This is a genomic window from Tautonia rosea (assembly GCF_012958305.1).
Classification (GTDB): Bacteria; Planctomycetota; Planctomycetia; order Isosphaerales; family Isosphaeraceae; genus Tautonia; species Tautonia rosea.
Genome location: NZ_JABBYO010000016.1, coordinates 1 through 12,174, shown reverse-complemented (window position 1 = coordinate 12,174; position 12,174 = coordinate 1). Strand labels below are relative to the sequence as shown.

Here is a 12,174-nt window from a genome sequence, read left to right as displayed (position 1 = left end):
GAAAACAATCCCCTGCCTGCAATCTCAATCCGCTCCAGACGAGTTGCGGGCCAGCTTACGGTAGAACTCACCAAGTTTCTTGACCTTGTCCCAATCTTGCTGAAGTCCACTCCAGGCGAAGACCATGACACCGGTCGAGGGACCTCGGGTTCCGTGGTCGAGCACGTCAGTTACATCCTCGGGGGAAACCGACGCTCCCCAGTCGGAGAGTTGGACGATCGGCCAGATGACGATCCGATCGTTGGGGGCCCCGGAAATTCCCAGAAACTCACCGAGCCAGGCCGTTTGCCGAGAAATCCAGGCACGATCGTCCGCGTGACCGAATCGAGCGTGATAGGGCATCGGACTGAGCACATCGAAGAGTGGGGCCTGAGCCTTCAGGTCGATGGCTAGCGAGTTCCGAATGGCGTTGTTGTAGTCCGAGTCGGACCAGGGGCAATGGAACGTTCCCAGCAGCGCCTCGGGTCGGGTTTCGTCTCGGATGGCTCGAAAAGCTCGGACCCAGTCGGTAAAGACGTCGCATCGCCACTGAACCCAGTGCTCCTTCATTGGGCCGAGGAGCAGCGCCGCCCGTCCGGCGGTCGGAACGTCGGGAAGATCGAGTCCGGTTTCTCGCTGAAACTGGGTGAGGCAACGGTCGCAGAAACACGTCTCGGGCAACAGCGGTTTATCTCGCTCCCAGCTCGCGTGCGCGTGATGGTAATCGAGCCAGATTCCGTCGATCTCGAAGTCGCGGAGCACGCGGCGGAACTCGTCCATGCGATCCGACCGATAGCCGGGATGGGTCGGGCAAACCCCTTGCCAACCTTCGGGGGGAGGGCTTGGACGGCCATCGGGTCCGATCGGGGTCGCGTCGGGATGCTCCGTGAGGAACGAGGCAACATGCATTGTGTTGAACTCCGCGAAGACCCGCACACCCTGCTCACGCATGGTCGCGATGTCCTCACTTCGAAGTCCTCCCGAGCCGATCCAGATCGCGTTGATGCCATAATCCGCCAGGGTCTCGCCACGCTCAAGGATCTGACGAGGGACACCTCCGTAGATGCCTCGGACTGTGATCGGTCGTTCCGAGAGTTCCCTTGGATCGTCGGCACCCAGACACACCAGGACAGCCAGACAGGGAATCATCATTTGACAGGTGACGCGGCTCATGAAGGCAACTCCTCCGGCGGGGTAGGCTCAGACAGCCTGATCGTATCGTCTGGCGAGGTTCGGAGGAAGTAAATCAGGGCAATCAGATCGTAGAGTCCGTGAGCAACAATCGGGACGAGCAGGTTTCCGGTCATCAGGGAGAGCATCCCGAGGTAAGCACCGATCACGGTGGCAAGGATCGCGTACGTGGGGGTCAACGCATGAAGCAAGCCGAAGATGATCGAGGCAATCGCCAGCGCTGGCCAGACCCCGAGCCACCCGAGCAACGCTTCCTGAAGCAATCCTCGAAAGAGTGTTTCCTCGCCAAGACCTGCTGCAGCTGCGATGAGGGCAAGCTCCCACCACCGACAACCTCGAAGCGGTGGGAGGAGAAACTGTTCAAGCAACCTCCGAATGCGGATCATCGCGGGGAAATCGTCACGATCGCACACGACAAGAAGTACGAACATCGGGACAGCCGAGCCAATCCCGATGACCCATCCCTTGAGATTCGGCTCCAGCGTTCTCCAGGGGTCGATTCCGAGTGGCCAGCCGATCCCGAAGGCCACGACGGCAAGCCCAAGTTCGAAGATCAATGCCAATCGTACAAAGGGTGTCATGATTGCTGAATGCCTGAACCGCGAATCCTGAGGGCACCCCTTCCGTTTGAATGTCGCCCGGAGGTTCATCAGATCGAGCCTCAACCCTGATGAGAAGGTTGAATTGAGCCTCGACCCCTCAGAGAAGGTCAGCCGAAAGCTCGGATTGTTCGCAATTCCAGTTCAATACGCCAGGTCCTTGATTGACCATGTTCCCTCGACCTAAAAGACGTGTGGCTCGCTCCCCCCTGCCCTGGTTCTTGATCGAGATAAGATGTCCCTACGATTCTCTTTGAAGGAGTCTTGGCTCGGCCTGAGAAACTCCGTGACTCGCTTGCCGTTCTGCTATGGCAGAACGACGTTAAGCCGATGCCCTCAGGCGATTCTCGAAGTCCTGATTGAGGTCAATGGTCGCGTGCACCGAGGCTGGTCGGGAGATTGTCTTCCTCCTGGCTGGTTCGACAAGACTCCGGGACGATCCTACCGCGAGCAGATTGCTGACCTGATCGGCGGGATCGGTCTGGCTCAATCCGCGTTTGCACAGGCTTCCAAAGTGCCGATCACACTCTTCGAGTGCTGGCAGGAGGCGGATTCCCATTGCCGATCCGAGGCAATGGGACGAGGATACCCCGACCTGCTCGTGGGGTTCGGCGTCAGTTTGGTCGAACGAGCACTGATGGACGCCCTGGCCCGCGTGGCAAACCTGAGTTTCGGCGAAGCCGTACGGAATGACCTGTTCGCCATCGAACCTGGTCGCGTTGCGCCGTCTCTGGCTGGTCTCCGGCCAGCCGACTGGCTCCCAGCAACCCCTCGCAGCGAGGTTTTTGTGCGACACACGGTCGGGCTTGCCGATCCCTTGAGGGTCTGTGAGCTCAGGCCGAACGAAGAGATCGATGATGGCTTGCCTCAAGCGCTGGAAACCTATGTGGAACGCTCCGGGATTCGATATCTCAAGGTCAAGCTTTCTGCGAATCCCGAGGCTGATCTCGAACGACTCAGATCGATTGCCGAAGTGCTTGAACGGCATCGAGGCGCGGATTACCGTCTGACGCTCGATGGCAATGAACTGTATGAGGATGTTTGTGTACTTCGATCATTTGTAGTTTCCCTTCGAGCCGACACTCGCCTTCGAACCTTGAGGGAAAATGTCCTCGTCATCGAGCAACCCTTGGATCGATCGGTCGCACTCCGGGCGGATCAAGGGGCAGATCTCCGAGCCGTGTCCAAGTGGCGACCCGTGATCATTGACGAATCTGACGCAACGATCGATTCCGCCCGGCAGGCGATGGAACTTGGCTATCGGGGAGTCACAAGCAAGAACTGCAAAGGACCAACCAAGGCGATCCTCAATGCGGGACTTATCTGGTGGAGAAACGATCGCGGACGGAGGTCAGAGTTCGTGATGACGGGTGAGGATCTTTGCTCGGTAGGTGTGATCCCAGTCCAGGCCGATCTCTGTCTTGCCGCAACGCTCGGATTCTCACACGTTGAGCGTAATGGCCACCACTATCACCCGGGACTCTCGTATCTCCCTGAGGTCGATCGCCAGGCTGCCCTGCACGCTCATCCTGATCTCTACGGCCGCCAGGGACAACTTATCGGCCCAATCGTTCAAGACGGCCGATTCTCGATCGGGTCGCTTCAATGCGTCGGGTTTGGCTTCGCCATCACGCCTGATCGATCTGCCTTTGAACCGGCCGCATCCTGGCAGTACGATTCCCTGAGCCTGGACAAGCCGGAGATCAGCGAATGATCCCGCGTCGCTCCAGGGTCGGTCGGCAATATTCAAGCAATTCCAGGTCTGCGAGTTCTTCGAGGATCGCCTCTCGGCTAGGTTCCTGAAGCGAGGCTCGCACACCATCGAGTAAGGCAATGACGAAATGGTCTCGGGCCTTCGAAATCGCCTCGCGCACCCAGCCGGCCTGGACCGGCTTCCCCAGAATTGCCGACAGCAGCGACGCCAGTTCCGGAGATTTCATGTTCGGATGACGCACACGATGCTGAAGAACGGTATGCAAAGGCTGTCCGGTCCGTTCCTGATGCCTGGCCAGCGCGGCCCAGGCCTGGGCCATCAACTCTCGCTTCCAGCTCTCGGTGAATTGCTGATCGAAATCGGAAGGACCGCCGTCTGGAGCAACTGGCTCGGGCACATTAGGGCCGTCGATTGAACCCAGTGCCCGCTGCTGCTTCCGGTAATGATCGATCATCAAATTCCGGAGCGCACGTTTCAGGAAATCTCGAAACCGTCCTCGACTTGGATCGGCCCGATGAAGACTTCCTCGAAGGAATCGGAGGGCAAATTCTTGATTGAGCTCGGAGGCCAGTTCCGGATCTCGCAACGCCCCGAGCAAATAGCGATGAACGGCGCCGGCATAACGAACCATGAGCTTCGTCTGGGCGGCTGAAACCTCGTCGGGAGGACCGTGATGTGCCTGGAAGACCAGATCCCACTCGGTCGAAATTCGGCTGAGATGGGCCTGCTCGTCTCGCATGACAGGACCTCCCTCGCCTTGCAGCCCTAGATTGTCTCTAAATCGGATCAGACACTTGTCGAGTCTACGAGATCGACCAAGATTCTGGAAAGAGCGCTCACACTCGGAATCCGGTTCGAAGACGAGGCAGACAACGTCGTTATGGAGGCCGCTGCGCCAGGTCGACCAACGCGCTGAAAAGAAATCTGAAAAAGGCTCTGACAGTCTCTGGGGGGCGACGTATGGGAGTGTGACGCAAGTCGGCACCGGAGGTTGGCTCCGGAGGTCGCCGGGCCATCGATCGCCAGGATGGTCCCGATTGAGGTCGAGTCGTTGTTGAATCGCCCCCCGACCGGATCAGGGCGGCGATCGGGGAACGTCCGTACCTTGGCGAGTCGTCTCGGAACCACGAAGGGATAAGGACAATGGAGACAGTCTCCTTGATCCTCGGAGACGATCACCCCTTGATCCAGCTCGGATTTCGGGGAACGATCCGGCTCAACAGTGAGCTTGAGGTGCAGATTCTCGGAAGTCCGGGAAGGCCGAGGATTTGCAGACGGTTGCCGCTGCGTAAGCGTCGTGCCTTGCTCTTGATCGCTGAGGGATGCGACCCCCCAGAACTGGCCGGACGTTTGGGCCTCTATCTCGAACATGCCGAGGCCCTGTTTGAGGAACTGACACTGAAGTTCGGTCTGGATCGGATTGCTCGGCAGGTGCGATCGGCGATCCGATCCGGTTCACTGAGAATGAGTTACGGCTCGGAATCCTGGGCTCAATTCCAGTATCGCAGCCTTCAATCCGTTCAAGGCACCTCAAAGCAAGGAAACAAAGTCATGGCGGATCAGGAGTTGGTGCGAACCCTTTTCCCGGACGCCTTGGCCCGTTGTCAGTCCAGCGGCGAGTGGATGATCCTTCCTGACCCCGAAGACCATCATTTGCTTGGTCACGGTCCTTCGGAGTCGGAAGCCTGGAGCTCTGCCGCAGTGCGTTTGTGTCAGGATGAATGGTTTCGTCCCATCCTCACACAACTGATGGCGATGCAAGCAAGTCGGCTAGGAGGTGTCTAACACCCAAACAACGCTCGAGGCTATTCCGAATGACCTCAAGTGAATGGCAAGGCATGTTGCATCAACGTCTGGTCGAGCTCATGATGGGGGTTGTCAATTTCCGACTGGATCGACTTCTCAGGGGCACCTTTCGGTGGAATAAGACTATACTCTGGGGTGCCCGCGATCCATTGACTCGACTACCTTCAGGGAGTTCCGCTCCATGTGCCGATTGTTGACTGTGCCAGCATTGATCGCGCTGATGACACCTGTCATTCATGCCGATTTGCCTTCGTACGTCGAGGCTCCCGATCCGAGTTACTCCTGGGAACAGACAAAAAACGATACCACGGCGCTGGGGACCGTCCACCATTTAACGCTGACCTCGCAGACCTGGAGAGAGAATCCCTGGAACCATCAGTTTCGCATTTACGAGCCGGCTCAGGTCGATCATGAAGACATGATGGTGCTGTTCATTACCGGAGGCAGCAGCCGATCGGAGCACAAGCCCACGGATGACCTCCTGGCCTTCGCACTAGCCCGGTCGGCGGGCTGCAGGGTCGCCGTTTTACCGCAGGTCCCCAACCAGCCGCTGCTGGGAGATCGTTACGAAGACGACCTGATCGCTGAGACATTTGTCAACTTTCTTCAATCCGGTGAGCAGGATTGGCCCCTGTTGCAACCGATGGTCAAGAGCGCTGTCAAGGCGATGGATGCGGCTCAGGAGCACGCGAATCAGCGCGGCCGACCCGTCAAGCGATTTGTGGTGACAGGGGCCTCAAAACGGGGTTGGACGACCTGGCTTACCGGGGCCATGGATGACCGGGTGGTCGGTATCGCTCCGATGGTGATCCCGACCCTGAACATGAAGGAAAACACCAAAAACCAACTTGCCCTTTGGGGAAAGTACAGCGAGCAGATTGACGACTACACTCGTCGAGGCTTGACCAGCTCGTTTGAGACTGAGGACGGCGCGAAGCTCTGGGAAATGGTCGATCCGTACTTCTACCTCGACCGGATCACTGTCCCCGTCGTTCAAATCAACGGGACCAATGACCGCTACTGGACCCACGACTCGATGCGATTCTACTGGGACAAGATCCAGGGACCCTCGTACGTCGTTAACCTTCCGAATGCTGGCCACGGCCTTGACGAGCATCGTGACTATGCCGTCAACGCCGTCGGCGCTCTGGTTCGTCACATTGCGACCGACACGGAGGCTCCTGAGTTCCAGTGGAAGGCCGTTGATGAGAACGGCTCGACCCGCTTCGTGTTGACCACTGATTCGAACGTTCGTCCGAAATCGGTCGTCGCCTGGGTGGCTCAATCGGACGATCGCGACCTTCGCGATGATTCATACACGAAGCAATCGGTCGAATCCCAGCGTGACGACTCAGGCTCGTCCTGGACCTACACGTTGGATCGCCCGGAATCGGGCTCGATCGCGGTGTTCTTCGATCTCACGTACGAGGTCGATGGCCTCACCTACCACGTCTCCACCCCGATTCACGAGTTCCGGGCCGATCCGAGCGAGGACACGGCCACGGGAGAATCGGACGAATGAGTCGGGTTTGTTCCGTCAACGTGGGCCGTCCCCGAATCCTCCAACGGCGGGGGCGGACCACCTCGACCGCCATCATCAAGCGACCTGTTGAGGGGCCCGTAGCCGTTCGATTCGAAAATCTTGATGGTGATCAACAGGCCGATCTTTCAGTTCACGGTGGACCTGACAAGGCCGTTTATGCGTATCCCGTAGAGCATTACGACGCCTGGCAACTCGAACTGCCAGGCGTCGAACTCTCCTGGGGAGCGTTTGGAGAAAATCTGACCTGCTCAGGAGGGTGGCGGGAAGACGAGGTCAAGATTGGCGATCGCTTCCGCATTGGAGACGCCGAGTTCGAGGTTTCACAACCCCGTCTCCCTTGCGGGAAGCTCAACCTGCGATTCGATCGCACGGACATGGTCAAGCGAATGCTTTCCAATGGTCGGTTTGGATTTTACTTCCGGGTGATACGAGAGGGACATGTGGCCTTGGGCGATCCAATTGATCGGATTGTTCGATCCCCGTACGACTTCACGGTTGCCGAAGCCGCGCGACTAGAGACGATCGAGAGACACGACCCTGAGTTGTTACGTCGAGCGGTCGAGGTGGAGCTCTTGCCTACCTCGTGGCTCCGGACGTTTCGAAAACGCCTGCGAGACCTGGAGCGGAACGACTGATTCCGAGTCGCCTTGCTCTGAAGGTCCACTTTCGGTACCGTCCGGCTCTTGATCAAGGTCCGAACTGGGCCGAAATTCGATCTGCGTCGCCTAGGGGAGCGGAGCGATGCCCTCAACACTCATGGACGATGAGTTGACGACAATTCCCTGGTTCCACCGCATTGACCTGGGAAATGGCATCACGACTCCTGGGCTTGATGATACGGCGACGAAACTCGAACAAATCCACTTTCCCAAGGACCTGCGGGGAAAGACCGTGCTCGATGTGGGAGCCTGGGACGGATTCTTTTCCTTCGAGGCCGAACGTCGAGGGGCCAGCCGAGTGGTGGCCCTTGACGGCGGCGTCTGGAATGCTCCCCAAATTGGGCGGAGAGGATTTGACTACGCCCGTCGAGCCCTTAATTCCAGCGTCGAAGACGTGACGATGGAAGTGCTCGAGATGACCCCTGATCGACCGGGCGTATTCGATCTCGTCTTGTTCCTCGGAGTGCTCTACCACCTGCCAAATCCGCTCGCCGGAATCTGTCAGGTCGCCGCATGCACCCGCGAACAGATCATCCTCGAAACTCATGTCGACCTGCTCGACATCAAGCGGCCGGCCATCGCGTTCTACGGCTCGGAGGAATGTGCCAACGACCCGACCAACTGGTGCGGACCGAACCAGCCCGCGCTTGAGGCCATGCTCCGCACGGCAGGATTTACCCGCATCGAGGCCTATCCGGCCGTCACCGATGTTCATTATCCGGTTCTTGGCGCCAAACGCGGCACCTTCGGCCGCATGGTTGTTCACGCCTGGAAATAACTTCAGGCGAAATCACCCAATACTGGCAACGATGGACCGAACGTATTGCTCCAGCTGCGGACTGCCACCGAAGCTCATTCCAAGCGATCGAAGTTTCTCGGTCTCAATCTGATGCTTGGGCCTCGTGGGTTCACCGATCACCCGCCCCGGTGCGCCCGCATCACGCGCGAGTGACGCCACATCATATTCTGAAACGTAACGATCATAACAGTTAAAAGACTGCCCGATCACCTGATCGTCAGGTGCCTCGAGCAGCAGGGCGACGGCCCGCGCCACGTCGTCCACATGAACTTCCTTGCCTCCGCGACAAACCGTGACATCACGCCCTTCCATCAGCTCTCGAATCAAACCGTACCATTTACTTTGATTGATTGGTCGGGCAAGGCCGTAGATGCCGGTTGGCCTCAAACTGCAGATCGGTAAACCGCGTTTGCTGAAGCTATGAACAAAGGCTTCCAATGCGGCTTTATGCGCACCGTAATGGCTCCCTGGCCAGAGGGGGTGGGTTTCGTCGAGTGGTCGATCGTCGAGGATCGTGTCGTAGACCGCACAGGTCGAGACGAAGACGAATCGAGAAACGCCAGCCTGTTCTGCAGCCTGGAACAAGCGAATCGAACCCATCAGGTTGGCCTCGGCGAAGTTGAGCAGATCGCCTTCAGCCCCGATGAATCCAGAGCCGGGCCGGTCGAGTGCAGCGTGCACCACGCCATCACATCCCTTGAGCAAGGCCGTCTCGCTCTCGGGGTCACGTAATGAACCGGGAACCCATTCAAGAGACGAGGCAACCGCGTCGAAGCCCCCGCGATCACTGGTCATTCGATACCAGCAGCGGCAAGTGTGGCCTTGCTCGACCAGGATCGAGACGATGGATCGGCCCAGGAATCCGGTTGCTCCCGTGACGGCAAGGTGCATCGTAAAACACTCCTGACAGTCGATCCCCGAGCGTCACGCCGACCCCGCTCAGGGCAAGCTTTCCAGTAAGCCCACCCAGATACCATCACCCGGGGGGGTAAGAGGAAGAGAGGGCCCGGCCTGGACCTCGGTTGCAGGTTGCCATGCTGCTCGACCGACATCAAGCCATCGCATTGTGAATGTCCCCTCCTCTCTCGAGAGGTCGAGCGTGACCCCACCTCCATCGGTGAAGAACACAACGTACTGTTCGCCTGGAATACGTGTCAGATACGCTTCGTTCTCATCGCGGTCAGAGAGCAATCGACTGTGATGATCCGGCTGGGCTCTGGTGACATCAAAAGCCTCGGCGAGCATCCGAGCCGATCGGAGATGCTGCAAAGCACGATCATTCAAGCCCTGGCCGGAGTCGGGACGATGAAAACGCGTTGAGGCGAGCCCACCAAGCAGATTCCGCCAGAATCGCTCAAGACCATCCTGGTCAGTCCCGAACCGCCCGGTGTCGGCTCCATAGACCTTCACGCAATTGATCGGTCTCGGTTGATCTGCGAGGCGGCTCCGAAAATTCTGCATATTGTCCCAGTGGGACTGACCGCGCTGATGATTGTTTTGAGAAATATCGACAAACGTGTATTGATCGGGATGGTCGATCGTGTTGCGATGCATCGGATGGGAGAGATTCCAGGGGTCCCACATCTCGGTCGTGTGGACCGTCACTCCGTGTTGCCGAGCCTTTTCCTGAATGTAATTGCTCCAGTATACGCCCCACTCGGGTCGACCACTGGTTTCATTATCCATACAATATAAAACGTTTGGATAAGAGAGGCTGATCGACAGCATTCGATCAACCTGTGCATGCTGATAGGGGAGAATCACCGTGTTCTTGTCGAGAGCCGGTACGCTGAAAAAGAAGCGATTGTCATTCTGACCCGGATGGTTCGGGTACTCCGCTTGAAGGCCGGAGTCCTCCACAGAGTAATTCCGGTTGTTGGCTGGATTGTAGGGATTGACGAGCCAGGGTTCGCGGCTAAAGTCGAACCGATCCCAGACCTCGATCTGAACGATGATGTCTCGTTCGTAAGCGAGCCGAAGCAAGGTTTCGAAATGCTTCCAGTATGGCTCACTTGGGCGATTGAGGTCATAACGGCCATCATCTCTCTGAGCAAAGGGCCAGAGGTTTCCCTCATCCCGACTGGACATGGTGTTGCGGATGTAGTTCCCTCCCGCATTCACCAGTCGATCGAGGTGGGTTCGAAGATTCTCTTCTTCCCATTGAAAGAGATTATCGTCGTCACTGCCGCCCAGGAGGATGACGGTTTCCCCTTGATATTCCCAGTAGGAAGGATTGATGGGACTCGGTCGAATGCCTTCGACATCATCGGCAAAGGCACCGTACGATCCCATTACGACGAGCGCCAGGGCAAGCATCAGACCACAGCCATGACGGACAATCGCCCTCATGTTCGACTCCTGGTTGAGTAGGTCAGGCGATGATCTCGTGCACGATGCGACCATGAACGTCGGTCAGGCGGAAGTCGCGACCGGCGTAGCGGTAAGTGAATTGTTCGTGGTCGAAACCGAGCAGGAAGAGAATGGTGGCGTGCAGATCGTGAATATGCACAGGGTTTTCGACCGCCTTGAAGCCGAACTCGTCGGTTGCGCCGTGAACATGCCCTCCCTTGACACCACCTCCGGCCATCCACATGGTGAACCCGTAATGATTGTGGTCCCGGCCATTCATCTTGCCAGCGTTAGCTCCGGGGGTGGGGAGCTCGACGGTTGGGGTCCGTCCAAACTCTCCTCCCCAGATCACCAGGGTCTCATCAAGCATTCCTCGTTCCTTGAGGTCTTTGATCAAGGCCGCAATCGGCCGATCGCACTGACCCGCAAGCCGACGATGCCCATCCTCGATGTCGTCGTGGTTATCCCAGGGCTGACCGTTGCCGTGATACACCTGAAGATAGCGAACACCACGTTCGAGCAAACGACGTGCGATGAGTAACTGCCTTCCATGAACTCCTTCCCCATAACGCTGGCGGACGTGCTCCGGCTCCCGCGAGACATCAAACGCATCAGCTGCCTCTGATTGCATGCGAAAGGCCAGTTCAAACGACTGGATACGGGCTTCCAGTTCGGCATCGCGCTGACGGCGTTCCAGATGCTGCTGGTTCAACGCTGCGAGCAGATCGAGTTGAGCTCGCTGTGCCGGTGTCGCGAGCCGATCATTCTTGATGTATTCAATAAGCTTATCAATACTCGTGTGATTCGGATCAATGTGAGTTCCTTGATAAATTCCGGGCAAGAAGGCCGACTTCCAGTTCGAGGACTCGGCGATCGGATATCCTCCCGGACAGAGGACCACAAATCCTGGAAGATTCTGATTCTCCGTTCCCAACCCATAAAGCACCCATGAGCCAACACTCGGTCGTGGCAATCGCGCATCGCCGCAATTCATGAGCATCAGAGAAGGCTCATGATTCGGAACATCTGCATGCATGGAACGAATCACGCAGAGGTCGTCGATGCACTCGGCAACGTTTGTGAAAAGCTCGCTCACCTCGATTCCGCTCTCCCCGAACTTCTTGAACTTGAACGGAGAGCCAAGGGCCGCTCCAGTACGACGTTCGGTCCGGAGGTTCTCGGTGGGAAGTTCTTTCCCAGCGTACCGGGAAAGCATCGGCTTCGGGTCAAACGTGTCAACCTGCGAAGGTCCACCATTCATAAATAAATGAATAATCCGCTTGGCACGAGGAACCAAGGGAGGAACCTTGGGTGCAAGCGACGATTGCACGGTCGCATCTGCTTGCTGCGAATGGGCCAGCACTCCCGATTCAGTCAAGAGGCCGCCGAGGGCCATCGCCCCAAACCCCATGCCGGATCGGCAGAGAAGCTCGCGACGAGTAACGGGAAGAGTCTCAAGATTTGGTCGGTCGTGCGGCATCGACCATGCTCCCTTCAGCGCTGGCAGTCGAAGGCATACCACGTGCCTTCAATCG

At 57.7% G+C, this 12,174-nt stretch carries 11 protein-coding genes; 5 read left to right on the top strand and 6 right to left on the bottom strand.

The genetic code is table 11. The features are described from left to right. Positions 1 to 24: 24 nt before the first annotated feature. The gene (locus HG800_RS22255) at positions 25 to 1,152 is read right to left on the bottom strand and encodes a hypothetical protein (protein WP_169979685.1); all 1,128 of its coding nucleotides are present in this window, start codon (positions 1,150 to 1,152) and stop codon (positions 25 to 27) included. Continuing rightward, positions 1,149 to 1,751, bottom strand: a complete 603-nt coding sequence (locus HG800_RS22250; protein ID WP_169979683.1) for a CPBP family intramembrane glutamic endopeptidase — start codon at positions 1,749 to 1,751, stop codon at positions 1,149 to 1,151. Before HG800_RS22250 ends, HG800_RS22255 begins: the two co-directional genes overlap by 4 nt. A gap of 304 nt (positions 1,752 to 2,055) precedes the next feature. On the opposite strand from HG800_RS22250, the gene HG800_RS22245 reads away from it, so the two are divergent. Next, positions 2,056 to 3,483 carry an enolase C-terminal domain-like protein gene (locus tag HG800_RS22245; RefSeq protein WP_169979681.1) on the top strand — a complete coding sequence of 476 codons (1,428 nt, stop codon included), beginning with the start codon at positions 2,056 to 2,058 and terminating at the stop codon, positions 3,481 to 3,483. Here HG800_RS22245 and HG800_RS22240 read toward each other — a convergent pair. Beyond that, positions 3,473 to 4,222, bottom strand: a complete 750-nt coding sequence (locus HG800_RS22240) for an RNA polymerase sigma factor (RefSeq protein ID WP_169979679.1) — start codon at positions 4,220 to 4,222, stop codon at positions 3,473 to 3,475. The genes HG800_RS22245 and HG800_RS22240 overlap by 11 nt on opposite strands. Before the next feature lie 404 nt (positions 4,223 to 4,626). Between HG800_RS22240 and HG800_RS22235 the strand changes: the two genes are divergently transcribed. The 4 genes from HG800_RS22235 (at position 4,627) to HG800_RS22220 (ending at position 8,269) form a co-directional block, all read left to right on the top strand. After that, complete coding sequence (locus HG800_RS22235; protein ID WP_169979677.1) at positions 4,627 to 5,268, top strand: hypothetical protein; 642 nt, start codon at positions 4,627 to 4,629, stop codon at positions 5,266 to 5,268. A 202-nt stretch (positions 5,269 to 5,470) separates the two neighbouring features. Then, the gene (locus tag HG800_RS22230) at positions 5,471 to 6,811 is read left to right on the top strand and encodes a PhoPQ-activated pathogenicity-related family protein (RefSeq protein ID WP_169979675.1); all 1,341 of its coding nucleotides are present in this window, start codon (positions 5,471 to 5,473) and stop codon (positions 6,809 to 6,811) included. Next, positions 6,808 to 7,467 carry an MOSC domain-containing protein gene (locus HG800_RS22225; protein ID WP_169979673.1) on the top strand — a complete coding sequence of 220 codons (660 nt, stop codon included), beginning with the start codon at positions 6,808 to 6,810 and terminating at the stop codon, positions 7,465 to 7,467. The genes HG800_RS22230 and HG800_RS22225 overlap by 4 nt, the downstream gene beginning before the upstream one ends. A gap of 106 nt (positions 7,468 to 7,573) precedes the next feature. Next, positions 7,574 to 8,269 carry a class I SAM-dependent methyltransferase gene (locus HG800_RS22220; RefSeq protein ID WP_169979671.1) on the top strand — a complete coding sequence of 232 codons (696 nt, stop codon included), beginning with the start codon at positions 7,574 to 7,576 and terminating at the stop codon, positions 8,267 to 8,269. Positions 8,270 to 8,281: 12 nt separating this feature from the next. Here the strand turns inward: HG800_RS22220 and HG800_RS22215 are convergent, their stop codons facing one another. The 3 genes from HG800_RS22215 to HG800_RS22205 are packed head-to-tail and all read right to left on the bottom strand — an operon-like array spanning position 8,282 to position 12,119. Then, positions 8,282 to 9,181 (bottom strand): NAD-dependent epimerase/dehydratase family protein, encoded by a 900-nt coding sequence (locus HG800_RS22215; protein WP_169979669.1) that lies wholly within the window; start codon positions 9,179 to 9,181, stop codon positions 8,282 to 8,284. 48 nt (positions 9,182 to 9,229) lie between these two features. After that, positions 9,230 to 10,639 carry a hypothetical protein gene (locus tag HG800_RS22210; protein WP_169979667.1) on the bottom strand — a complete coding sequence of 470 codons (1,410 nt, stop codon included), beginning with the start codon at positions 10,637 to 10,639 and terminating at the stop codon, positions 9,230 to 9,232. A gap of 22 nt (positions 10,640 to 10,661) precedes the next feature. Continuing rightward, complete coding sequence (locus HG800_RS22205) at positions 10,662 to 12,119, bottom strand: DUF1501 domain-containing protein (RefSeq protein ID WP_169979665.1); 1,458 nt, start codon at positions 12,117 to 12,119, stop codon at positions 10,662 to 10,664. Between the last annotated feature and the right edge of the window lie 55 nt (positions 12,120 to 12,174).